This is a genomic window from Niabella sp. ZPM-14, assembly GCF_055693045.2.
Genome location: NZ_CM181148.1, coordinates 2,311,331 through 2,333,999 on the forward strand (window position 1 = coordinate 2,311,331; position 22,669 = coordinate 2,333,999).

The 22,669-nt window shown below is 46.8% G+C and carries 23 protein-coding genes; 12 read left to right on the top strand and 11 right to left on the bottom strand.

Translation table 11 applies throughout. From position 1 onward, the window contains the following. Positions 1-86: 86 nt before the first annotated feature. Positions 87-2,516 carry a S9 family peptidase gene (locus ACU37H_RS09775; RefSeq protein ID WP_472701706.1) on the bottom strand — a complete coding sequence of 810 codons (2,430 nt, stop codon included), beginning with the start codon at positions 2,514-2,516 and terminating at the stop codon, positions 87-89. Between the two features lie 422 nt (positions 2,517-2,938). Between ACU37H_RS09775 and ACU37H_RS09780 the strand changes: the two genes are divergently transcribed. Together ACU37H_RS09780 and ACU37H_RS09785 are read left to right on the top strand one after the other, a co-directional pair. Further along, positions 2,939-3,295: a DUF3127 domain-containing protein gene (locus ACU37H_RS09780; RefSeq protein ID WP_472701705.1), complete on the top strand. Its 357-nt coding sequence runs from the start codon at positions 2,939-2,941 to the stop codon at positions 3,293-3,295. Between the two features lie 68 nt (positions 3,296-3,363). Beyond that, complete coding sequence (locus ACU37H_RS09785) at positions 3,364-4,047, top strand: hypothetical protein (RefSeq protein ID WP_472701704.1); 684 nt, start codon at positions 3,364-3,366, stop codon at positions 4,045-4,047. 118 nt (positions 4,048-4,165) lie between these two features. Here the strand turns inward: ACU37H_RS09785 and ACU37H_RS09790 are convergent, their stop codons facing one another. From ACU37H_RS09790 to metF, 7 genes are all read right to left on the bottom strand, one after another. Further along, entirely contained in the window at positions 4,166-5,446 is a 1,281-nt protein-coding gene (locus ACU37H_RS09790; RefSeq protein WP_472701703.1) for an ABC transporter permease, read from the bottom strand. Between the two features lie 62 nt (positions 5,447-5,508). Beyond that, positions 5,509-7,011 (bottom strand): cysteine--tRNA ligase, encoded by a 1,503-nt coding sequence (gene cysS / locus ACU37H_RS09795; RefSeq protein WP_472701702.1) that lies wholly within the window; start codon positions 7,009-7,011, stop codon positions 5,509-5,511. A 495-nt stretch (positions 7,012-7,506) separates the two neighbouring features. Beyond that, the gene (locus ACU37H_RS09800; protein ID WP_472701701.1) at positions 7,507-8,622 is read right to left on the bottom strand and encodes an endonuclease/exonuclease/phosphatase family protein; all 1,116 of its coding nucleotides are present in this window, start codon (positions 8,620-8,622) and stop codon (positions 7,507-7,509) included. 76 nt (positions 8,623-8,698) lie between these two features. Beyond that, positions 8,699-9,640 (bottom strand): rhomboid family intramembrane serine protease, encoded by a 942-nt coding sequence (locus ACU37H_RS09805; RefSeq protein WP_472701700.1) that lies wholly within the window; start codon positions 9,638-9,640, stop codon positions 8,699-8,701. A gap of 63 nt (positions 9,641-9,703) precedes the next feature. Continuing rightward, on the bottom strand, positions 9,704-10,288 hold the full coding sequence (locus ACU37H_RS09810) for a rhomboid family intramembrane serine protease (protein WP_472702361.1): 585 nt from the start codon (positions 10,286-10,288) through the stop codon (positions 9,704-9,706). Between the two features lie 172 nt (positions 10,289-10,460). Continuing rightward, positions 10,461-11,888 carry a 23S rRNA (uracil(1939)-C(5))-methyltransferase RlmD gene (rlmD, locus tag ACU37H_RS09815; RefSeq protein WP_472701699.1) on the bottom strand — a complete coding sequence of 476 codons (1,428 nt, stop codon included), beginning with the start codon at positions 11,886-11,888 and terminating at the stop codon, positions 10,461-10,463. A 90-nt stretch (positions 11,889-11,978) separates the two neighbouring features. Beyond that, a complete protein-coding gene (gene metF / locus ACU37H_RS09820) occupies positions 11,979-12,938 on the bottom strand; it encodes a methylenetetrahydrofolate reductase [NAD(P)H] (protein WP_472701698.1) in 960 nt (319 codons plus the stop codon). 87 nt (positions 12,939-13,025) lie between these two features. On the opposite strand from metF, the gene ACU37H_RS09825 reads away from it, so the two are divergent. The 4 genes from ACU37H_RS09825 to ACU37H_RS09840 all read left to right on the top strand — a co-directional run bounded on the left by ACU37H_RS09825 (position 13,026) and on the right by ACU37H_RS09840 (position 15,136). After that, positions 13,026-13,229 (top strand): hypothetical protein, encoded by a 204-nt coding sequence (locus ACU37H_RS09825; RefSeq protein ID WP_472701697.1) that lies wholly within the window; start codon positions 13,026-13,028, stop codon positions 13,227-13,229. Next, positions 13,226-13,468, top strand: coding sequence for a type II toxin-antitoxin system HicA family toxin (locus ACU37H_RS09830; protein WP_472701696.1), 243 nt, complete (start codon positions 13,226-13,228; stop codon positions 13,466-13,468). The genes ACU37H_RS09825 and ACU37H_RS09830 overlap by 4 nt, the downstream gene beginning before the upstream one ends. A 65-nt stretch (positions 13,469-13,533) precedes the next feature. Beyond that, positions 13,534-14,574, top strand: a complete 1,041-nt coding sequence (pheS, locus tag ACU37H_RS09835; protein WP_472701695.1) for a phenylalanine--tRNA ligase subunit alpha — start codon at positions 13,534-13,536, stop codon at positions 14,572-14,574. Between the two features lie 163 nt (positions 14,575-14,737). After that, positions 14,738-15,136 (top strand): group III truncated hemoglobin, encoded by a 399-nt coding sequence (locus ACU37H_RS09840; protein WP_472701694.1) that lies wholly within the window; start codon positions 14,738-14,740, stop codon positions 15,134-15,136. Here ACU37H_RS09840 and ACU37H_RS09845 read toward each other — a convergent pair. Continuing rightward, positions 15,133-16,185 carry a fatty acid desaturase family protein gene (locus ACU37H_RS09845; RefSeq protein ID WP_472701693.1) on the bottom strand — a complete coding sequence of 351 codons (1,053 nt, stop codon included), beginning with the start codon at positions 16,183-16,185 and terminating at the stop codon, positions 15,133-15,135. The two genes, ACU37H_RS09840 and ACU37H_RS09845, sit on opposite strands and share 4 nt — an antisense overlap. Positions 16,186-16,446: 261 nt before the next feature. Here ACU37H_RS09845 and rbp point away from each other — a divergent pair, with 261 nt between their 5' ends. From rbp to ACU37H_RS09865, 4 genes are all read left to right on the top strand, one after another. Further along, complete coding sequence (rbp, locus tag ACU37H_RS09850) at positions 16,447-16,719, top strand: RNA-binding regulator (RefSeq protein ID WP_472701692.1); 273 nt, start codon at positions 16,447-16,449, stop codon at positions 16,717-16,719. Positions 16,720-16,768: 49 nt separating this feature from the next. After that, positions 16,769-17,026, top strand: coding sequence for a short-chain dehydrogenase (locus ACU37H_RS09855; RefSeq protein WP_472701691.1), 258 nt, complete (start codon positions 16,769-16,771; stop codon positions 17,024-17,026). Between the two features lie 56 nt (positions 17,027-17,082). After that, entirely contained in the window at positions 17,083-17,526 is a 444-nt protein-coding gene (locus ACU37H_RS09860; protein ID WP_472701690.1) for a cold-shock protein, read from the top strand. A 336-nt stretch (positions 17,527-17,862) separates the two neighbouring features. Beyond that, complete coding sequence (locus ACU37H_RS09865) at positions 17,863-18,324, top strand: PA2169 family four-helix-bundle protein (protein WP_472701689.1); 462 nt, start codon at positions 17,863-17,865, stop codon at positions 18,322-18,324. Positions 18,325-18,414: 90 nt separating this feature from the next. Here ACU37H_RS09865 and ACU37H_RS09870 read toward each other — a convergent pair whose 3' ends face one another. Beyond that, a complete protein-coding gene (locus ACU37H_RS09870) occupies positions 18,415-19,044 on the bottom strand; it encodes an HD domain-containing protein (RefSeq protein WP_472701688.1) in 630 nt (209 codons plus the stop codon). A gap of 378 nt (positions 19,045-19,422) precedes the next feature. On the opposite strand from ACU37H_RS09870, the gene ACU37H_RS09875 reads away from it, so the two are divergent. Further along, the gene (locus ACU37H_RS09875) at positions 19,423-19,872 is read left to right on the top strand and encodes a hypothetical protein (RefSeq protein ID WP_472701687.1); all 450 of its coding nucleotides are present in this window, start codon (positions 19,423-19,425) and stop codon (positions 19,870-19,872) included. Positions 19,873-20,125: 253 nt separating this feature from the next. After that, positions 20,126-21,733, top strand: coding sequence for a sulfatase family protein (locus tag ACU37H_RS09880; RefSeq protein WP_472701686.1), 1,608 nt, complete (start codon positions 20,126-20,128; stop codon positions 21,731-21,733). Here the strand turns inward: ACU37H_RS09880 and ACU37H_RS09885 are convergent. Next, positions 21,730-22,668 carry a glycerophosphodiester phosphodiesterase family protein gene (locus tag ACU37H_RS09885; RefSeq protein ID WP_472701685.1) on the bottom strand — a complete coding sequence of 313 codons (939 nt, stop codon included), beginning with the start codon at positions 22,666-22,668 and terminating at the stop codon, positions 21,730-21,732. The two genes, ACU37H_RS09880 and ACU37H_RS09885, sit on opposite strands and share 4 nt — an antisense overlap. Between the last annotated feature and the right edge of the window lies 1 nt (position 22,669).

Here is a 22,669-nt window from a genome sequence, read left to right on the forward strand (position 1 = left end):
AGTACGAGGCAAAAGCGCGTAGCTCTGCAATATGGTCGTGTCGGGATGAACAGCACCGGATCGGATCCGTTCATCCCACTATCTCCCTATTTCCCTTTCAGGTATTTATCCAGGAATTGTTCCTGCTCCCACAGCAAATGAAGTATATTTTCCTTCGCTGCGTAACCGTGGCTCTCTTTGGGAAGGATCACCATTCTCGCTTTACCGCCCAGGCCCTTGATCGCCTGGAAATAGCGTTCCGTCTGCAAAGTGAACGTGCCCGGGTTATTGTCCGCTTCTCCATGGATCAGCAGGATAGGCTTTTTCATTTTCTGCGCATTCATGAACGGAGACATGGTGTTGTACACTTCGGGCACATCCCAGTAATTCCGCTGCTCACTCTGGAAGCCAAACGGCGTCAACGTTCGGTTGTAAGCGCCGCTGCGCGCGATGCCACAGGCAAAATCATCGGAATGCGTCAGCAGGTTCGCGGTCATGAACGCGCCATAAGAGTGTCCGCCCACTGCGACCTTCGTTCGGTCGATATAGCCGAGCTGATCGACCGCATCGATGGCTGCGCGGCCATTCGCTACCAACTGTTCGATAAAGGTATCGTTAGGCTCTTTGGTACCCTCGCCGATAATCGGGAAAGAAGCATCATCCAGCACCACATATCCTTTTGTCACCCAATACACAAACGATCCGTAATAAGGAAATGTAAACTCGTTAGGATTTTTATCATTCTGACCGGCGCTGTTTTTATCTTTAAACTCCTGTGGGTAGGCCCATATCAGCAAGGGCAGCTTTTCTTTTTTATTCTTATCATAACCCAACGGCAGGTACAGGGTTCCGGAAAGATCCACACCGTCTGCGCGTTTGTACCTGATCACTTCCTTATGCACCTCTTTGATCGCCTCGAACGGATTTTTATTGAAGGTCACCTGTTGCGGCGCCATCTTCTTTTTATAGTTTCTGAAATAATAATTCGGATACTCGCTGCTTGATTGTATCTGCACCAGCGCGACACCATTCTTAAAGTCTTCGATAGAAAAAATGTCTTCCTTTTTGTCTTTAAACGCGCTCTGGTAGAGGCGCTTCGTTTTCAACGTGTTCAGATCAAACGCATCAATAAAAGGATATTGGCCTTCTTTGGTAAATCCATCCCCAATCAAAAACAGGTTGCCGTTTTCGATGGCCAGCACCTGCCTCCCGTATTCATTTTCTTTGGTTTCAAATTGCCCCGGATCGCTGTAAATGTCCTGGTAGTTGCGGTTAAAGATCACTTTGGGATCCTGCTGTGGCGCTGACGGATTGATCAGGTAGGTCTTCAGGTTGCGCGTGTTGTACCAGTTGTCATAGACGATCGCTGTTGTGGCGTTTCCCCAGTCGATACCGCCATACCGTTGTTGGGTCCTGGCAATAGAAACCGGCGCCCCGGTAAATGGCGCTTCCCACACAAACACTTCATCACGGAAGTCCGCTTTGTTAGCGGGGTCGCCGCCATCGAGCGCCTCCACATAATAAATGGTAGCCGGTTGGTCTGCTCTCCATCCCACATTTCTTTTTCCGGTCGGCACGGCGCCAAATCCTTTGGGTATGATTTCTACCAATGGCGTTTCGTTCACTGTTTTGATGGCTTCGCCCTTCAGATCATATACGGTTTCTTTCTGAGGGAACCGATACAGGGGCACGATATATGAAAAAGGCTTGCTGATGGTCGTCAGCAATAGGTACCGGCCGTCTGGCGACACCGACTGATCGGAGTAAATATCGGCGGCCTTGTATAATTGTTTGGTTCCATCCAGGCTCACATTGTACAGCTCCGACGTGACCAATGTTTCAAAGTTTTGTTCGTCTGTTTTATTCTTCAGAAGATCCTGGTAGGTCCTGTTTTGCGACACTTGTCCCTCGGCCACCGAAACAATCGGCCCTTTGGGAAGATCTTTCTTTTCGTCGATCAACGCCTTGCGCCCAGCCGGGATCATCCGCACGAGCAGGGTTTTATTGTCTTTGTGCCAGCTGTAAGGCGATCCCATATTCGCATTCAGATTGTCTTCCGTAAGCTTAGTCGCCCGAGCGGTAGCCACATCGATCACCCATAGCTCCACTCCACGGCTGGTAGTGTTGGTGAAGGCGATCCTGGAATCATCTGGACTCCAGGATACGTAAGTGATCTTAGGGTTATCCGGCAATCCCGAAACCTGGGTGGGCTCGGTCCTGGTATCTTTTATTTTCCGGATCTTCAGGTTGTTGACGTAAGTAACGGTCGATGCGATGTTGGTTACCGGGTTAATGCGCAAGCCTGCGAGCCGCATCTCTTCCTGGTTCAGATCGTCCAGGGATTTATAAACATCCCGGTAGGATAATAACATATATACTTTCCTGGTATCCATCGATACGGATGGAGCCCGCTCGTAATCAGTCAATGCCAGGATAGGCGCTGATGGCTTTTGATACGTAAGATCTTCCTGCGCGACGAGAGAGAGGGCGAAGAAAAAACATAGTACAGCTGGAACATAATACTTGATACGGAACATTTGATACGTTTTATAATTAAACCAGATAGGATACATTTATTTTAACTGATCAGACAGGACTCTGAAACCTCGTTGATCCAGGTCCGCCCTCTTCATGATTATATGGAATAACCCAGACTTAGTTTACCGAAGCGAAACTCTTGGTGGACGGCGTTTAGCAGAGAATACTTCTGCATCCCGCGTTTAGTCAATCTCCCCTATTTTGGCAACCCTTTCAATTGGGTCATCTGAATCACAAATATAATTCAGCCACAATGAAAAGCGCTGTGATTTTTCATACACCCGCAAATGCTGACCGGACAGGCACCCGGATAAGAAATTGTCTTCTGCGGCCAACAAAAGAATATATATACAGACGAAAAGTGGCTCGATCCATTTAGACTAAGCGTATTGCCTTTATCTTTGTGACCAATAAAATATATATGGAATTAACAGCAAAATTAGTACAGGTATTACCGATGCAGCGTGGCACAGGTAAAACAGGGAACGAATGGCGTAAGCAGGAGATCATCGTTGAGACGAGCGGACAATATCCTAAAAAAGTATGCATCTCCATCTGGGGCGACAAAATCAATGAACAAGTATTACAGGTAGGCAATATGCTGAATGTTTCTTTTGACGTGGAAAGCCGGGAATATAATGGAAGATGGTACACGGACGTGAAAGCATGGAAGGTGGAAAAAGCCGGCGCCGCAGGCCCTGCCGGTAACAACAGCTATGCAGACGAAATGCCTCCGGACATCAACTACGACGACTCCAAAGACGATCTGCCGTTTTAGTTTTAAACCTTTGTTATCATTATAATCGCCGCAGACGTTTTAACTTTATTCAAAGAAACCTTATTGTTATGAAGAAGATTTTTGCCCTCCTGGTATTGAGCAGCACTTTTATTGTTGGTTGTAAAAACGGATGTAATAAAAGCGGTAGCGATCAGCCCGCCGAAGATTCTACCCATGTCAGCCTGGGTGAACTGGCCGATTCCATCAGGATCGCTAATGAGCGGGACTCTTTGAATAGCAATATGAGCAAAGATTCAGTATTGACCGGCCTCACAAAAGAAGTATTGACCATCTTCAAAGAAAAACAGTATGCCAGACTGGACTCGCTGATACACCCGGAAGAAGGTATTCGTTTTTCACCTTACGCAACCGTGCAGCCCGATGATCGCAAGTTTTCACGCGAAGCATTCAGGAAGCTGGTTACCACTAATAAAAACAAACCGGTCAACTGGGGCAGCTATGACGGCAGCGGAGATGTGATCATGCTTACACCGGCCGATTACTTTGAGAAATTTGTCTATGATGCAAATTTTCTTAAGCCTGAAAAATACAATATCAACGAGGTGATCAAAACCGGCAACTCCATCAATAATCTCAAAAGCGCTTACGAAAACAGTGATTTTACAGAAAGCTACCTTCCCGGCACCAAGAAAAACGGAGGGTTAGACTGGAAATCAGTACGGCTCGTATTTAAACAAGTTAACGGGAAGTACTACCTGGTGGGCGTGGTCCATGATCAATGGACGATCTAGCGGAGAATCGATGGTTTCGGTTGAAAATAATGTAAGGCATCCTGCATTCACTCAGGATGCTTTTTTTATGTTTCGATGTAAGACCCTGAAATAGACGCGTCTTGCAATAAACCGTTATTTAAATCAGTCGCTGGCGTTTCATCCCGATAAAGGCGATGCATTGAAACACCAGGATCATGGTGATGGTTGGGATGAGTGTGAAGAAAATATCCTTTAACCGTCCTCCTTCCAGGAACAGTCCATAAAAAGCCTCCAGGCACCAGTGCAGAGGCGATATTCTCATAATCGTTTGCATAGACTGCGGCATGGCAAAGGCCGGTACCAGCAAACCACCAACAGCGGCAAACAACACTATAATTACCGCGCCAACGCCGTTGCTCTGCTCCTGTGTCTTGGCAAACACGCCGATCATAATCGCAAAGCTGGCCGCACACCAACCACACAGGACGATCACTAACAAAAGGCTGGCAGTGTCTTTGGGAAAGTCGAGACCCGGAAGACCGATATGAGGAAAGATCCATTTTCCGATCGAGAAGATGATCAGCGCCTGTATCACTGTAATGGCGATATAAGTAATTTGTTTCGACGCCATGGCCAGGGTCAGCGACGTGGGCATGGTCTTTAAGCGCATAAAGCTACCACTATTCTTTTCGCGCACGATGCTTGCTCCCAGGGAAATCACGATGAAGAACATCGCAAACACGGTCCAGGCCGGAATATTGTGTTGGGTAGCGTTGACAAGGATATGATCTCCGTCTTTCGACACCGAAAACTGTTCGATAGGCGTCTGGTTGGTGAGAATCTCCTGCTCCAGGTCATTCGGCAGCGCGGCGGAGTCGTTAATGGAGCTATATAATTGACGGACAATATATTTACTCTGAACGATCTGTAGCACACTGTTCAACGCCCCGTCCATACCCTGCCGGAATGAGCTTTGTAGCACCGGGTGATAATAAAGGATGACCGATGCTGCTTTCCGGCGGTCGGCAGGCGGCGCTGCATCGAGGGCGATGGATTGTAAAGCCTGTCCGGCCACCTGCTCCGATTTAGCGAGCACATCGGCCGTATATTGTTCGGGGATGATCAGGGCCAGCAACGCCTCCTTATTTTGAAGCCTTTGCTTTAAAACAGTTTCTCCCTGCGCCGCGGCTACCTGCTTGACAGTAAACATACCACCTTTTTGCAAAGTTACTTCCAGCTCTTTTCCCGCTGCGCCCTGGTCTTTATTCAATAATAAAAGCGGAACCTTCTTGTTATTCACCAGTTCGAAAGTGCTGGTCTGCACCGTGGTGATCACAATCGCCAAAACAATCGGCATCAGGAACATCAGCGTCAGTCCCACCCCGTCGCGGGTCAATATGCGCCAGTCCTTTTTTATCGTTGCCCAGAGCTTGTACATACAAAATAAACAGTTTAGAGAAAACAGTTGACCATCTTTGGATTTGAATCACACCCCTACTCCTACTCCACGTTCCAGCTGATCGTGCCGTCTTTCTCATCTTTTAGAGAGATGCCAATCCTTGCAAGTTGGTTGCGGATCTTGTCAGAAGTAACAAAATCCTTTTTACTGCGCGCTTCTTTCCTGATGTCAATGATCAGGTTCATAACGTCTTTGAGCTTTTCGTTATCTGCCTCTGTTACGCTCTTCAGTCCGAAAATATCTTCAAGGAATACCTTGAATTGCGTTTGAAGCTTATGAAAGGTAGTTGCTGATAAAGATTGGATATCAACCACTTTGTCTTTTAATCCATTAATAACAGGCGCGAGTTCGAACATATTGGCCAGTACTTTCGCTGTGTTGATGTCGTCGTTCATAAACGCATCAAACTCGTCCAGCCATTTGTTGACCTTATCATCGAGTTCTTTGTCACCGGCTTCTTCACCCAGTTCGTCGCTGCGCGACTGTAATTTTTGTAAATTCTCATATGCTTCCCAAAGCCTTTTCAGTCCTTTTTCGGAGGCCTGCAGCGCTTCATTGCTAAAATCGAGCGTGCTTCGATACTGGCTTTGCAAGATAAAAAAGCGAATGACCATCGGATGAAACGCCTGGCTGAGCAACGGGTGCTCGCCACTGAAGAGTTCTGTAAGTTTAATAACGTTGTTATAACTTTTCCCCATCTTCCGGCCGTTGATGGTGATCATGTTGTTATGCATCCAGTACTTAACCGGTGCCCCATGATTGCAGATGGTACTTTGAGCGATTTCACTTTCATGATGGGGAAACATCAGGTCCATACCGCCGCCATGAATATCAAATTGCTTTCCCAGGTACTTGGTAGCCATTGCAGAACATTCAATATGCCATCCGGGAAAGCCTTCTCCCCACGGACTTTGCCAGCGCATGATGTGTTGCGGCGGCGCGGCTTTCCACAAGGCAAAGTCGGCCGGGTTTCTTTTCTCTCCTTGCCCTTCCAGCTCCCGCGTATTTTCTAAAAGGTCTTCGATCTTTCTGCCGCTGAGTTTTCCATAATCGTAATTCGCCGCATACTTTTTCACATCAAAATACACCGAACCATTGCTTTCATACGCATACCCGTCTGCTATCAGCTTTTTGATCATTTCGATTTGCTCAACGATATGCCCCGTGGCAGTGGGCTCGATCGACGGCGGAATGTTGTTGAACTGCAGCATGGCCCAATGGAAAAGATTCGTATACTTCTGCACCAGCTCCATCGGTTCCAGCTTTTCCAGCACGGCTTTAGAGGAGATCTTGTCTTCCGCTTCGCGGCCCTCCTCTTCAAAGTGCCCCGCATCGGTAATATTACGCACGTAACGGACTTTATACCCCAGGTGCGTCAGGTAGCGGTACAATACATCAAAAGTTACATAAGGCCTTGCATGCCCCAAATGGCTTTCTCCACTGACAGTCGGTCCGCACACATACATACCCACATAGCCCGGCGTTACCGGCTCGAAAACTTCCTTCTGTCTCGATAAGGAATTATAAACTTTTAGCTCACTCATTGTTCCTGCTTTTCTAAAAAGGAATGCAAAAATAACGGATATAAGAGGCAATAAAAAAACCGGTTCTGAACCGGTCCCGGCGGCACCCGGAAAGCTCCTGTGCGCCCACTCCCTATTGTTTGAAGAACACTTGACACTGGAAGCCCAGGGCCAGCCATTAGCCCGGTTGCTGTCGGGCTGCGCCAATGGTCATAATATCTGGCAGGATCAGGCTCTTAATACCTGTACAATGACGAAAAAGAGCAGCAGTAACAATGTGGTTCGTAATGATAGTACGTCTTTCATCCGTTTATTCCTTTATAGTTTTAGCTGTATCTGATAACTCCCGTAACGATCGGGCAAGTGCTCCAACAAGGATCATGATACGATGTGGCAAATAATAAGACCGCGTGGGGAACAGGGCGAGCACCTTGAATGTTATTAAATATAATAATATATAAGGCGTCTACTGAATTTTTTCGACGAATGGCAGTAAAAATTCGTTGAACCTGTGATTTATGGGTTGAGCTGGAGGTCGGCAACTACCATGTAGTGGTCCGAATAGCGGGTAGTGATGCGCTTGCATTGCAGCACTTCAAAGGCGTCGCTGGTAAAAATATAGTCAATACGCAAGGTAGGAGACAGTGAAGAATAGGTTCTGCCTACACCAAAGCCCTTTTTTAGAAAAGCATCCTGCATATCATCTTTGATGGTTCGATAGGTATAAGAATTAGGGACATCGTTCAGGTCTCCGCTGAAGATCACGGGGTGCGGGCTGTTGTTGATCACGCTGTTGACCATATCGGCCTGGATACTCCGATGGCGGATAGCCACAGACAGCTTAGAGAAGATATGCCGCGCATTGCCAATTACATTTCCTTTCGCCCCTTTCAGCTCTTCGATCTTCGAAAGATCTTCTTTTCTGAATTGATTGGATTGTAAGTGGGTGGTATAGACGCGAATCAGCCGCTTGCCCACTTTGATATCAGTAAACACCAACGCATCCGGCAAGGTGGGCCGTGGAAACCGCACCATACCAGTGTCAATGATGGGATACCGGCTGAAGATGACACTGCCATTGAATAGACCGTCGCCATCCAGATCATGAGAAAAATAATAGTAAGGATATTTCAGCCCCTTTCCTACCGCCACAATATTATTGTACCAGTCCGGATTGATCGACGATGAAAACTCCTGGAAACAAAGGATATCGGCATTCACACTTTTAATCTGCTTCAACATTTTGTAGCGCGTCTGGCTGCCCATATTGTTGTTCTTGATCATCTCGATAAAGCGTGCTACATTCCAGGTGGCCACCCTGATCGCTTTTTCCTTTTTAGGCTCTTTGAAAGAGGCATAAAACCTTAGGGCAAAAAAATTGGTGATCTCGCCGCCACCGAGCAGAAGCGCGATCCCGGACAATAAGGCCCATTTTCTGCGGACGAAGAGCCACCACACCATGAATACAATGACGAGCAGGAGCAGAAAGGGAAACGTAAGGCTGATCAGTGAAATAAGCGGCCAGCTTTGAGGATTGATATGCGGATTGAGGCAAGCCAGCAGAAAAGCGGCTACTACGATGCTGTTGATCACCAGCAACACCCGATTGCTTATTCTCGCAAATATCCCCATGACGTAGTTTCCAACCGGGAAGATAGAGAACTAAACCAAAAATTAAAACTTAAAAGTATAAAAATTACAGGGCAGTTCATTTCCCGCGAAGATCTTCATTGCTAACCCGCTTTAAAAATTCCTTTTCGTCGGTGGACAGCTGATCATACCCGTGCTGGTTGATCTTATCCAGGATCTCGTCTAATTTCTGTTGGGTCAGCTTGGGCGTCTTGGAAAAGGGCGCCCGTGCAGCATTGTAGAATAGCGTCGATTTGATCTGGTTTCTTTTTTGATCCGGTTTTTCGGGGTTGAAGAGATTGAGCACCCAATCGTACAGGTTATTCATCCAATCACTACCATCCAGTCCACGTCTCAGCAGGAAAATAAATAAAAATCCAGATAAACCACCGGCGAGATGGGCGATATGCAGCGCCGGGCTGCCGGCCGGAAGCGTTGCCAGGTCAATCGCCAGGTAAATGATGGATAATATCCATAAGGAAATGCCACCGCCGAGCATGGGAAAGATCTTGTAATTCGGGCAAATAGTGGTGGCAGCTGCGCAAACCGCAAGAACGGCCGGGCCACCGCCCAGGAAATAGGGCAATCCGCCGGTAGCCGTCGCCGGCATGGTCGAAGCGGCAATCAGGAAAGCAGCCGCTCCCGCCAATGTGCCATATAAAAAAACCGGGACGATCTTTTTGTAGCCGGTGAGGTCTATTAATATATAGCCGAAACTCCACAACCAGATGAGGCTGGCAAACAGCTGCCAGATGTTGACGTGAACAAACGAATAGGTTAAAACCGTCCAGGGTTTGGTCAGCGCTTCACCCAGGTTGCCGGACAAAGCAAACCAGCAGAGCACATTCTCATTGAAAACACCCGTCACGTCGCTGTTTTTGGGCAGCCGGAGGTAGGCCAACCCTTTGAAAAAGGTAAGGATCACGAAAATGATCATGGCGATGGCCAGCAAGATCACCAACGGATTCATTTTGTTTCCAAAAGAAAGCCTCGAGTCGTAATTTCTATCCGAAATCCCCATAACTATATTCCTGTTTTTACAGCACTGTTTTGTACCTGATGCGGGCTTCGCCAACCCGGTTTTCTAGTATAACGTTCTCCGGTTATTTTTGTTCCATATTTTCAGCAAAATAAAGCCTGTGAGCGCCCCGCCCAGGTGCGCAAAGTGAGCGATATTGTCTCCCGGCACCTGGTAAAATCCTCCAAACAAGTCCAGCGCCACTAATCCCAGCACTGCCCATTTGGCCTTGATAGGTATCGGGATGAGCATGATGTAGAGTTCGGTGTTGGGAAAGGTCATAGCAAAAGCGACCAATACGCCGAATACCGCGCCCGATGCGCCCACTGCCATCCCTGAACTGGTAATCAGGTGAGCTACAGCAGCGCCCAGACCACAGATCATGTAAAAAATCAAAAATCTTTTAGAACCCCATACGTTTTCGAGTATCCGTCCGAACATCCACAGTGCAAACATATTGAACAGGATATGAAAAAAAATAATCCCTCCGGTCGGCTCTCCAAAAACATTCGTGTTGTATGCTGCATGAGCAAACATGTGGGTTACCATTTGCCAGGGACGGAATTCGTCGGACCCTACCGGCCACAGTCCTATTTTTGCAGTCAGGTTATACCGTGGATCAAAAATCAGCTGCGCTACCCAAACAAGCACGTTAATCAAAATCAAATTCTTTACCGCTGGCGGAAATTTTTCTGCAGGTCTCTGATAAAAACTCATGCGGCAAAGATAGCCAATGGATAGCAAGACTGGCGGAGTTTACAGACCGAATATTCAGGGGCGATCGCCGGAAAGCGGCTGTGCCGGGTGTTTTTGACGTGCCGCCCTACCTCAGTTTCAGCTGCACCACATTTTCGATGTGCAGCGTATGAGGAAACATATCTACCGGCTGGATCCTGGTGACAGCGTATTTCTCATCAAGCAGGGCCAGGTCCCGTGCCTGGGTGGCCGGGTTGCAGCTCACATATACTACAGTGGGCGCTGCCATTTCGTTGATCTTTTGTACCAGTTTTTCGTGCATCCCTGCGCGTGGCGGATCGGTAATGATCACATCCGGCCGACCGTGCCTGGCAAAAAAATCATCATCGCAGATCTTGATTACATCACCTGCATAGAAATGGGTTTTGTCGAGGTGATTCAACGCCGCATTTTCTTTAGCATCTTCAATCGCCGCATCGATCACTTCCACGCCGACAATTTTTCCCGCGTTCCGGCTACAAAAGATGCCGATGCTACCCGTTCCGCAGTAGAGATCGTACAAGGTTTCGCTGCCGGTCAGCTCGGCAAAATCGCGTGTAATTTTATACAACTCTTCACCCTGCCGGGTATTCGTCTGGAAAAAAGACTTCGGTCCGATCTTAAACTGGTAGTCTTCCAACTTTTCGATCACATAGCCTTTGCCATGATAGGTCACCGGCTCCAGGTCGTGCAGGCTATCGTTTTGTTTGGTATTGATCGTGTAAAGCAGAGAAGTGATCTCCGGAAATTGTTGCAGGACAAAGTCCATCAGCTTTTTGATCTTGTCCATATCCGCCTCTCCCACCACAATATTGGCCATCCATTCTCCGGTCTCGCAGATACGTACCTGCATCGTACGCAGGAACCCGTGCTGCTCGCGGAGGTTGTAGAAACTCCAGCCGTTTTGAAGGGCAAACTTCTTGATTGCCAGGCGAAGATCATTGGTCGGTTCGCTTTGCAGGTGACAGGTTTCTATGTCCACCACTTTACTCCAAAATCCGCGACCATGAAACCCTGCAGCCCCGGGCTTTTTGTTTTTTTCGCCGGAGGGGCCATCTTCCTTTTGTTGAATAAGCGCTTCCTTGGTCAGGAACTCATCAGTTCCGAAAGTGTATTCCACTTTGTTACGGTAACGAGTGATATTTTTAGCCCCAAGGATTGGCTGAATTTCAGGCAGCTGCACTTTCCCGATCCGCTTCAGGTTATCCACCACCTGTTGCTGCTTATATTTCAATTGCAAGTCGTAAGGCAACATTTGCCATTGACAACCGCCACAGGTTCCAAAATGCTGGCAGAAAGGATCGACGCGCTTGTCGGAATAACTATGAAAATGAGAAGGAAATCCCTCGCCCCAGTCTTTCTTATTTTTAGTAAGCCGCACATCCACCACATCTCCGGGCACGACCTGTTCCACGAAATATACTTTCCCGTCCACGCGCGCCAGGGAGCGCCCTTCGGCGGCATAGTCTTCAATCAATATTTTTTCGAGCGTGATATTTTTTTTCTTTCGAGACAAAATGAATTACGATTTACGAGTTGTGATGTGCGCAACGGCACGACGCGGCAACCTGCGAAAGTGCTTCGCCGAAGACTATAACAATAGCTATTACATCCGGTTCACGACATTGGCCACAATGCCGGGTCTGCCCAGGGTGTAGTAATGAAGCCCCGGAACACCGTTTTTCTTCAGATCCCGGCTTTGTTCGAGCAGCCATTCCTCGCCCACTTTCTCTACGTCTTCGTTGTTCCTGCAGCGCGACACTTCGTTGGACAATTCCTGGGGCAGATCGATCGAGAATATTTTTGGCAACACGGTCAGTTGCTTCTTGTTATAGATCGGTTTAAGACCCGGCACGATCGGCACATTGATACCATTGGCGCGACAGGCCTCTACAAATGCATAATATTTAGCGTTATCGAAAAACATCTGGGTCACGATATAATCGGCGCCCGCGTCCACTTTAGCTTTCAAATATGCCAGGTCTGTCTGCATGTTCGGCGCTTCAAAATGTTTTTCAGGATATCCGGCTACGCCGATACAGAAGTCTGTCTTCCGGCTATTGATCAATTCTTCTTCAAGATAAACACCGTTATTGAGGTTGGCGACCTGTTTCAGCAGATCCACCGCGTACAGGTGACCGTCGGGCTGCGGGATGAAGGCCGTTTCGTTTTTTGCTGCATCACCGCGGAGAACCAGCACATTATCAATGCCCAGGTAATTCAGGTTGATCAGCGCATCTTCCGTTTCCATGATGCTGAATCCGCCGCAGATCAGGTGGGGGACCGTATCCACGTTGTATTTGTTCATGATAGCGGCACAAATACTTTCTGTGCCCGGACGCTTCCTGATCGTTACCTTTTTGAAACTGCCATCGGGATTCTTTCTGAATTCATGCTCACTCCTGTGGTAGGTAACGTTGATATAAGCAGGTTTAAACTCCATCAACGGATCGAGATGATCGTATAAGCCTTCGATCCCCTTGCCTTTCAGCGGTGGAAGTATTTCGAATGAGATCAATGTCTCATTCTTTTCGCGGGCTTTATTTATATGTTCAATTACCTTCATGCCTGTTTTTGTAGGGTGCAAAATTACGGCTACCTGCTCTAAAATGATCTATAATTTAATAATTCGTAAATTTGATAGATATTAATTATGGAAGAGATCATATTTATAGTAGAAGAAAGCGACGAAGGCGGTTTTGTAGCAAAAGGCCTTGGCGTAGCCGTTTTTACTCAGGCCGAATCATGGGAAGGATTGAAAAAAGAAGTCGTTGACGCCGTTCGTTGTCATTTTGATGATGATCAAAAGCGGCTGATCCGACTACATAGCGTAAAAGAAGAAGTAATCGCCGCATGAAAATACCCAGAGATATCAGTGGGAAAGATCTGATCAAACTGCTAAAGCCTTACGGTTACATTGTAACAAGGCAATCGGGCAGCCATACGAGACTAACTACCGAAAGAGAAGGCCAGCATCATATTACCATTCCGCACCACAATCCATTAAAGTTGGGAACGCTTTCTGCCATTCTTTCTTCTGTTGCATTGCATCTTGGTAAACAAAAAGAATTGCTCATCGACGAGCTCTTCAGCTAATTCACTTTTTTCACCATAAAAATCCCGGCTTCTTAAATCCCCTATCATGGCTATCTTTGCGCCCTATGCAGGATTTGTTACAAAAAATAGCGGCGTATAAGAGCGAGATCAGCGCCTTCACCGCAACTGACGAAAAGGAAGTGGAGGCATTCCGGATCAAATGGCTGGGAACCAAGGGCCTTGTCAAAGGCACGATGGCCGAAATGAAAAATGTTCCCAACGAACAAAAGCGGGAAGCAGGACAGCTCCTGAACGAATTCAAACAATTTGCTGAAGCGAAGTTCGAAGAGCTGAAAGAAGCTTTATCAGATACAACACAACAGACAACCGATATAGACCTGACATTGCCGGGTGATGAAACACCCCTGGGCAGCAGGCACCCGATTTCCCTGATGCGCAACCGCATCATTTCCATTTTTCAGAGACTGGGATTTGCGGTGGCCGAAGGACCAGAGATCGAAGATGACTGGCATAATTTCACCGCCCTGAACATGCCTGAGCATCATCCGGCGCGCGACATGCAGGATACATTTTACGTGGACGGCGGCACCAACGCAGCGGTGGATTGGCTACTACGTACGCATACCAGCAACACACAGATCAGGGAAATGGCCAAAGGCAAACTACCCATTCGTGTGATCTGCCCCGGGCGTGTTTACCGCAACGAGACGATCAGTGCGCGCAGTCATTGCTTTTTCCACCAGGTGGAAGGACTGTACATTGATGAGAACGTTTCCTTTGCCGACCTGAAACAAACCCTTTATTTTTTTGTGAAAGAAATGTACGGTCAGGATGTCCGCGTGCGGTTCCGGCCTTCCTACTTTCCTTTTACGGAGCCCAGCGCTGAAATGGACGTAAGCTGTTTTATTTGCGGCGGTAAGGGGTGCAATATTTGTAAAAAAACGGGCTGGGTAGAGATCCTGGGTTGCGGTATGGTGCACCCAAACGTATTGCAAAACTGCGGCATCAACCCGGAAAAGTACACGGGATTTGCCTTCGGGATGGGCGTCGAACGTCCGGCAATGTTGAAATATGGCATTAATGATATCCGCTTATTCAGCGAAAATGATGTGCGCTTCCTGAAACAGTTTACCAGCGCCACTTAGCTATACAAATCTATATGACGCGAGCAAATTCAATGACTTGCGATGACAACATTGACCCGGAGGCTCCATCGCCTCCGGTTTTTATTTTTGGCCTTAATGCCTTTTCCTAACAACACCCCTCGCATCAGGAAGTAAAAAAAACACGTAGTACCTTTGTACTCTAATGAAGCAGGTACGGGATATTGAAAACATTGATGACATTCAGCTACTCGTGAATACCTTCTACGGAAAGGTCCGGAATCATAAAGTTTTAGGGCCGGTGTTTAACGGCGTCATCCGGGACAAATGGCCCGAACACCTGGAAAAGATGTACCGCTTCTGGCAAACCGTACTGCTGGGGACACATAGTTATTTCGGAAGCCCTTTTCCTCCCCATGCCAGGCTACCGGTGAGCAAAACCCATTTCGACACCTGGCTCTGCCTTTGGCATGAAACGCTGGACGAGCATTTCGCCGGTGAAAAGGTAAAGGAAGCAAAATGGCGCAGCGAGAAGATGGCTGCCATGTTCCTGTCAAAAATCGAGTATTATCAAAATAACAAAAACACTACACCGCTTATTTAGACCGGCACAACGCAGCGTTTTGTGCGGTCCCGCATGATGGCAATGGCCTGCTCGCGGCTATCAAACATGCCGTTTATATTTACCAGGTTATCGGCCAGCTTATGATATTGCTTGGTCATGAGGTATACAAACACATGTAGGTAATGTATGCCATCGAAGACAATGGCTTTCCTGCTCGCAAACTCATCTTTACGCTTCAGGAACTCACTCGGCATCTCGGTATAATGCATGCCCGGGCGTAAATGGTGAATAATATGATATCCGTCATTCCAGCAAACATGATTGTATTTAGTGTTGATACAGTTGATCGAGTTGGTATAAATATTATCCGGGTTAGAACGATCGATAAAAGAATGTTGTGTCCAGTTCCCCAGCATCATCACGAAACGCGCGAAGATCAACGGTATCACAAACACGACAAGGGTTGCCTTCAGATTGACAAAACACATCCCGATACAAAATAAGATATACAACCACTCTCCCAACGTAAAGTTGGTGTACATCTTCTTTCTCTTCCTCGCATAGAGATACTCGAAGGTTTCTTTAAAGCCCAGCAGGATAAAATTCCCGAAGTAAGCCAGAAAGCTTTTAAAGCTGTCGCGCTGATAGAACATCGTACTGCTGGAATCTTCTTCCGTATTGTTTTCAACATGGTGCATGCCGAGATGGTGACTGAAATATCCTTCAGGCGCGTGTCCGAAAAGCGGGCAAACGATCCAGGTGATATAGAAGTGCACCTTGCTTTGATAAGCCGGCTTAAAGGTTTTACGATGACAAAGACAATGAAACATCAGACCAAATCTGCCTTTGAAATAAAACTGCGCGAGATAAAAGTATCCGGCGGCCACCAGCCACCAGGCCCAGCCTTGCAACACATTGGTGAAAAGCAAAATGGCTAACGGGAAAACGGTGATATGTATCAACAGGAGTAAATGTATAAAAGGAAGGTCCCGCTTGTCATTCATGAAACGCAGCCAGAACCGGTCAAATGGCGTCGGTCGGTAACTGGAATCATAAACGGGATCTGTAAGCTGCTGCAAAGACTTCATGAAAGAACTGTTTTTAAAAATTGAAGAGAAAGCAGCGCCTCATTACCCACACTGCCAATGGCTGTAATGTACGGTTTATTCCCCGCACCCGCGCGAATTATATGTTAAAGAATCGATTTATACCTGCCATTTATAAATTAAAGCCTACCTTTGCACCGTTAGTTTGAGTTATTGCTCAGTTGTAAACACCTTATTTCTTTCCTTCCTTGTTTACAATCTTGTCATTTCCTCGAATCTTTTTTCATCTTAATAATTACAACAATGAACATTTACGTGTCCAACCTTGGGTACAGCTTCAGCACAGAAGATCTTACCGAACTTTTTTCATCTTACGGATCGGTAGACTCTGCAAGAATCATTTCGGACAAATTCACCAAACAAAGCAGGGGCTTTGGTTTCGTGGAAATGCCTGACGAAAATGAAGCAGCTAAAGCAATCAAGGATCTCAACGGGACCATGCAGGACGGGCGTTCTATCAAAGTGGTAGAAGCCAGGCCGAAAGAGGAGAAATCCGGTTATTCAAACCGCTGGTAAGCATCACATGCCGGTTACTGTTTTTTTACACTAAAAAGTATAATTCTTTATGGATACATCATCAATAGAAAAGTTTCTGAACCTAAACGCATCAAAACCTAAAGTTGTTAATGTGCACTTCAAAGACAGGTCAACCGTAACCGGCATTTTTGTAGCCTTGCGCGACTTCGACGAATTAAAAGCAAAGAACTTCTGGCGCGTTGTAAATGTAAAGAACATTAAACAATGGGAAGAGAAGAAAGACATTGAGCTATCCCGCTTATTCAATGGAGCTTCATTCACCCGGCTCAGCGCCAACAATAAATAAGCAGTACTTGTCAAAGTGAGTGCTGCACTATATTTTTTCATCACTAAATTTTTTAAATGGGAGAAACCTGGAGTAAAAGAGAAAGAGAACAAAAGAAAAGAAATGCTAAAAAGCATAAAGAAGAAAAAAAATTAGAACGTAAGGAAAACGCATCCAAAGGTAAAAGCCTCGATGAGATGCTGGCCTACGTGGACGAATTCGGTAATCTTACTGAAACACCGCCAGACAAAGACAAGAAATCGAAAATCTCACATGCCATCCCTCCGGTAGTGGGCAATAGCAATGCATTGAACCCTGAAGATAATATTCGCAGGGGTACTGTGACTTACTTTGATCCCAACAAAGGTTACGGATTTATCAAAGACAGCCAGACACAGGAAAGCATTTTCGTGCATATCAACTCATCTTCTGTACAATTGAAGGAAAATCTGAAAGTCGCTTTTGAAATTCAGAAAGGACCCAGAGGTTTGGCAGCAGCCAACGTACAGTTGAGCGATTAACCCGATCATCATTCCCCGATATAAAAGTTATCAATTCCTTAAAGCCTTTCCCGGTTTGCCATTGAATGAGGCAAATTGAAGGAAAGCTTTTAAGGAATTCATTATTTGGCTAACCCACAGGCTTCCACGCTCCTACATATCTGGATTAACACACCGCCCAACTTATTCCTACTCATTCTTAAACCCTCTGTTTTATCACCATTAACTTTTTAATGGCCCATCGCTTCGTTGTTGGTATAGTTGTTGAAACCCTTATCGTAACAGCGCTTTACGAGACCCGCGCGGATCATATCGACGCTGACTAAATAAATTATTATACCTCAAAAACCACTTGTTATGAAAACGCACGAAGCATGTATTGATGTATTGAACGATCTTATTAAAATTAATAACGACCGGATCGAAGGCTATCAGAAAGCAGTAGACGAGCTGAAGGACGGTGAGGACTTTGATCTCAAAACTTTGTTCACAAGAATGATCATGGAGAGTGAACAATATAGAACTGAACTATCAGAGCTGGTCTTATCCTATGGAGGCGAAGTAGCAGAAGGGTCAATGGTGAGCGGAAAACTTTACCGCGCCTGGATGGATGTAAAAGCCTTCTTTACAGGCGGAAGCAGGGAAACAGTTCTCAACAATTGCGAAGCCGGCGAAGACGCTGCGCAGAAGGCCTACCAAATGGCGTTAGATGAAGAAGACGTTATGCCGGAGACCAAGCAGGTAATCGCCAGGCAGAAAAGCGCGTTGAAGCAATCGCACGATGAAATAAAAGCACTGCGCGACGCTGTAGCGCATTAAGATACTTATTGACTTAAGACAACACCATCTACAAACCGGACATCATGTTTGAAAAGACACGGATGTCCGGTCTATTTTTTACGTGAGCCGCTACGTGTTCAACCGCCTAAGCTCATCCTGCAGATTTTGCCGGGCCTGCTTTTCCAATTTTACGCGGAAATAACCCGTTGTATAGATGGCCGGACGACCTAAAAACCGCCGGATCACCTGTTTTCTTCCTTCATTAAAGACAGTATCCGGGAAAGCGCCATACTCCTTTCTTATTGCCTCGGTATATTGTTCATAAAGGTCAGCAGGGCTACCCAATATACTCAGGTCCGCATCAGTAAAAAGATTCGTGTCACGATTCGATGTCTCCGCATGTAAGCCTGTTGCCCGGATATGACTGACACAGGCTTCTGCAATCATTTTTGGTACAGCCAATTGCTGCAAACGCTGCTCCGCCAGCAATGCGCTTTGCTCTTCGTTATCCGTCCGCATGACGTCATAGACAATATCATGATAATACAAAGCGAATAACACACTATCAGGATTTTCCATCTGCGGCAGTAATGGTTCCAGCTCGACCAGCAGCGCCGCGAGGTGTGTAAGATTATGATAATATCTCTCTGGCTCAGCATGCCGGCATGCGATCTCCTGCCAGCAGGATGCTACCAAATCCGGGCGGCTCTGATATCTTGTTGCCAAAGTAAGGAAGCGCTGCTGCAAACCTGAACTCATTCCGTAAAGCTATTCATTCCGCGGCAATTCACTAATACAACGCGACTCAACTTGCTTTCACAGATATCAGAAGATCACAGCTCCAGTGACCGCAAAACTTTTCCCACCCGAAAAAAAATTATGTTACCGGTGTAACATTTTAAAGTTTCCAGCGAATTATATATGAGAGCAGCGGAACGGAGCCATGGTCGACGTGCATGCAATAGTTCCGGTCGCTGATTTCACCCCGCGAAAATGGTCATTCACCGGTTATTTCAGTACTGTTTGCCATTCTCCCTTTGACTCGAAGCATACACCGGGTGTATGTTTGTGAAACAATTAAAACGCGTCCGACCGAAGTTCGTCCGGACAACCAATAAAACAAAACATTTAAATCAAATGAAAAATTTAATTCTCTCCGCAGCCGTAATATTCACATTAGCCTTAAACGCTGTGGCAGCACCAGGCAAGCCCGTTAACGAAAAAGTTCAGCATACATTCAATACCGTATTTAAAGAAGCACGCAATGTGAGCTGGAGCGAAGCAAGTGACCGTTTTGAAGCATTCTTTACAGCTGACGGCATCAAAACCCGCGCTACACTGGATGCTAAAGGAAACCTGATCCAAACCATCCGTTATTACAGCGAAGATCAGCTTCCCGCCAACGTGATGTATGCCGTTAAAAAAGACTTTAAATCCAAAGAAGTATTCGGCGTGACTGAAGTAACCAATGAGCTGGGCGTGAACTACAGAATCGTTTTAAAAGATGATAAAAATTTCACCCACATCAACGCCAACAACTCCGGCGAAACTGAAGTGGTAGCAAAATATAAAAGAGGCGATAAATAAGCCTGTTCAACTTTTTCTCATGTAAAACAACGGAGGGGATATTCTTATCTTCTCCCTTTTTTTTGTAAGGCCGACTCAAACTTCAGTCATTTACAGCTCTTAGCGGATGTACATACATCCAACCCCAAAATCTCTGACCGAAAACCATCACCGCTCAAATTACTTTTTCCGTTCATACTATTTATCTTTATCCGCCAGGCGCATTATAGCTTCCGGGCAGCGCTATATCTTATGTCAGTTTAAAGAAAAAAGTATGAACCTTATTAAAAACGGGCTTTGTTCGATTACAGCCATTCTTTTGTTTGTCACCGGCTTTGCGCAAACGGCAAAACCAGCCAAACAAAAGCCCAATATTGTATATATCATGAGCGATGATCACGGCTACCAGGCCATCAGCGCCTATGGATACGGGCTGAACCGAACACCGCATATCGACCGGCTCGCCAGCGAGGGAATCCTTTTCACCAGGGCTTCGGTCACCAACTCACTCTGCGCCCCCAGCCGGGCCGTATTGCTGACGGGAAAGCACAGCTTTATCAACGGGAAGATCGACAATGAGGCACGCTTCAACTGGGAGCAGGATAATTTCGCCAAGCAATTGCAGCAACATGGCTACCAGACCGCGCTCATTGGGAAGATCCACATGGATGGGCTTCCGCAAGGATTTGATCATTCCGCAGTACTGATCGACCAGGGCGAATATTATAACCCCAATTTTATTGTGAATGGCACCAAGCAACAGGTTCAAGGTTATGTTACTGATCTGACAACAGATATGGCCATTGATTGGATCAAAAACAGGGACCAAAGCAAACCCTTCTGCCTGCTGTTTCACCAGAAAGCGCCTCACCGCGAGTGGCTGCCCGCACTGAGACATATCGAAGAATACACAAAAATGAAGTTTCCCGAACCTAAATCCCTGTTTGATGATTTTTCCAACCGTGGCACAGCCGCCAGAACGGCGGAGATGAACATCCTGAAACATATGAACTGGGCAGGCGATAATAAAGTGCCGCCGGCGTTGGAAGAGGAACTGGGCCTTAAAGGCTTTATGAGCTGGGATAAAGCGGCGTATAATAATAACCTCGGGAGGATGACCCCCGAAGAGCGCGCGGCCTGGGACAAAGTCTACGACCCGATCATGGCAGACTTTAAAAAGAACTACGCTTCCATGAACGAACAAGACCTGATGCGCTGGCGCTACCAGCGCTACATGCAGGACTACCTCGGAACCGTCGCCGCAGTGGATGACGGCGTGGGCCGTATGATGGATTTCCTGAAAGAAAACGGGCTAGACGAAAATACCATTGTCATTTATACCTCCGATCAGGGCTTTTACCTGGGCGAACATGGCTGGTTTGACAAGCGCTTTATGTATGAAGAATCCTTGCGCACCCCTTTGATCGTGCGCTATCCCGCGGAGATTGCGGCCGGACAAAAATCCGATGCATTGGTACAAAACCTGGACTTTGCGCCGACGTTGCTGCATTATGCAGGAGTGCCGGTTCCCAAAGATATGCAGGGAGCGTCTTTCAGAAACCTGGCATCAGGCAAAGACAAAAAATGGCGGGATGCTATTTATTATACTTATTACGAATATCCCTCGATCCACATGGCCAAGCGTCATTACGGGATCAGGACCGACCGGTATAAGCTGATCCATTTTTATTACGATGTGGATGAATGGGAATTGTACGATCTGCAAAAAGATCCGGAGGAAATGAAAAATGTTTACAATGATCCCGCTTATGCCTCAGTCCGTAAGACCATGCATAAAAAGCTGAAGCAACTCAGGAAACAGTATAAGGATTCGGATGAAAATAACCAGCGCTTCCTTCCCAGGAAGCGACTGCAGCATTAGTCCTTTTTGTCGTATTGGAAGAAACGTGCCTTGGGACTGCGCGCAGGCAGCAGCGATTCAATCGCCGCGGCGGCTTCTACCGGAAGATCCGACTCCAGGATATCAGCACCCATGGTAAATGTCTGGCGATAGGCTTCTGCGCGGTCAGCTGCTGACTCCAGCTTATCGTAGGTAGGCGCTGCCGATATCATGCACATCACACCGCGCTGGTGCAGCAGCTTCAATAAGCGCTCATTCTCCTTCTTGTTTTCAGGGCCGATATAGGCGATCATATTTTTCCAGGGAATTCCGGCGGCTTCATATTCTTTCAATGCCTGCTCTGTTTTTACGAACGCCGACATCATCCTGTTTTTATCTTTATCGTAGTAAAACCTTGCCTGTTCTGCATTGTGGACGGTTACCATCACAAAAGACCCGGCGTTGTTCTTTTCAATAATACTTTCTGTGAGCTCCATCGGAAGATCCTTCTTATCTAAATTAAGGATGGTTTTGCCGCGCGCCCATTCAATCGCTTCCTCCAATGTGGGAACGCGGTAATCCGTGATCCGGCCCTGCTTGTCTTTTAACCGCAACTTCTTTACTTCTTCCCAGGTATGATCTGATAATTTCCCCGTTCCGTTGGTGGTCCGGTCGAGCGTGGCATCATGCAGTAGTACGACCACACTGTCTTTGGTCAGGCGGGGATCGATCTCAAAGAAGGCAGGCGTATGTTGCAACACATATTCAAAAGCTTCGATAGAATTTTCGGGATAATCGGGGATGTGACAACCGCGATGCCCGCTGATCAGCGGCCGGTCCTTGCCGGTGTATTTAAAATAGGCCTGTAGCTCCTTTTCATTTTTGATGGCCAGCGTATGTAACGGTTTTTGGGCAAAGCCGCTGTTAACAAATAAAACTAAAACGGTAACCCATGATGACAATCGAAAAAAATACATA

What these genes read in the sequence shown, in the direction of transcription:
- ACU37H_RS09775 (WP_472701706.1), bottom strand. Translation starts at nt 2,516, where the DNA reads ATGTTCCGTATCAAGTATTATGTTCCAGCTGTACTATGTTTTTTCTTC.
- ACU37H_RS09780 (WP_472701705.1), top strand. Translation starts at nt 2,939, where the DNA reads ATGGAATTAACAGCAAAATTAGTACAGGTATTACCGATGCAGCGTGGC.
- ACU37H_RS09785 (WP_472701704.1), top strand. Translation starts at nt 3,364, where the DNA reads ATGAAGAAGATTTTTGCCCTCCTGGTATTGAGCAGCACTTTTATTGTT.
- ACU37H_RS09790 (WP_472701703.1), bottom strand. Translation starts at nt 5,446, where the DNA reads ATGTACAAGCTCTGGGCAACGATAAAAAAGGACTGGCGCATATTGACC.
- cysS (WP_472701702.1), bottom strand. Translation starts at nt 7,011, where the DNA reads ATGAGTGAGCTAAAAGTTTATAATTCCTTATCGAGACAGAAGGAAGTT.
- ACU37H_RS09800 (WP_472701701.1), bottom strand. Translation starts at nt 8,622, where the DNA reads ATGGGGATATTTGCGAGAATAAGCAATCGGGTGTTGCTGGTGATCAAC.
- ACU37H_RS09805 (WP_472701700.1), bottom strand. Translation starts at nt 9,640, where the DNA reads ATGGGGATTTCGGATAGAAATTACGACTCGAGGCTTTCTTTTGGAAAC.
- metF (WP_472701698.1), bottom strand. Translation starts at nt 12,938, where the DNA reads ATGAAGGTAATTGAACATATAAATAAAGCCCGCGAAAAGAATGAGACA.
- ACU37H_RS09825 (WP_472701697.1), top strand. Translation starts at nt 13,026, where the DNA reads ATGGAAGAGATCATATTTATAGTAGAAGAAAGCGACGAAGGCGGTTTT.
- ACU37H_RS09830 (WP_472701696.1), top strand. Translation starts at nt 13,226, where the DNA reads ATGAAAATACCCAGAGATATCAGTGGGAAAGATCTGATCAAACTGCTA.
- pheS (WP_472701695.1), top strand. Translation starts at nt 13,534, where the DNA reads ATGCAGGATTTGTTACAAAAAATAGCGGCGTATAAGAGCGAGATCAGC.
- ACU37H_RS09840 (WP_472701694.1), top strand. Translation starts at nt 14,738, where the DNA reads ATGAAGCAGGTACGGGATATTGAAAACATTGATGACATTCAGCTACTC.
- ACU37H_RS09845 (WP_472701693.1), bottom strand. Translation starts at nt 16,185, where the DNA reads ATGAAGTCTTTGCAGCAGCTTACAGATCCCGTTTATGATTCCAGTTAC.
- rbp (WP_472701692.1), top strand. Translation starts at nt 16,447, where the DNA reads ATGAACATTTACGTGTCCAACCTTGGGTACAGCTTCAGCACAGAAGAT.
- ACU37H_RS09855 (WP_472701691.1), top strand. Translation starts at nt 16,769, where the DNA reads ATGGATACATCATCAATAGAAAAGTTTCTGAACCTAAACGCATCAAAA.
- ACU37H_RS09860 (WP_472701690.1), top strand. Translation starts at nt 17,083, where the DNA reads ATGGGAGAAACCTGGAGTAAAAGAGAAAGAGAACAAAAGAAAAGAAAT.
- ACU37H_RS09865 (WP_472701689.1), top strand. Translation starts at nt 17,863, where the DNA reads ATGAAAACGCACGAAGCATGTATTGATGTATTGAACGATCTTATTAAA.
- ACU37H_RS09870 (WP_472701688.1), bottom strand. Translation starts at nt 19,044, where the DNA reads ATGAGTTCAGGTTTGCAGCAGCGCTTCCTTACTTTGGCAACAAGATAT.
- ACU37H_RS09875 (WP_472701687.1), top strand. Translation starts at nt 19,423, where the DNA reads ATGAAAAATTTAATTCTCTCCGCAGCCGTAATATTCACATTAGCCTTA.
- ACU37H_RS09880 (WP_472701686.1), top strand. Translation starts at nt 20,126, where the DNA reads ATGAACCTTATTAAAAACGGGCTTTGTTCGATTACAGCCATTCTTTTG.
- ACU37H_RS09885 (WP_472701685.1), bottom strand. Translation starts at nt 22,668, where the DNA reads ATGTATTTTTTTCGATTGTCATCATGGGTTACCGTTTTAGTTTTATTT.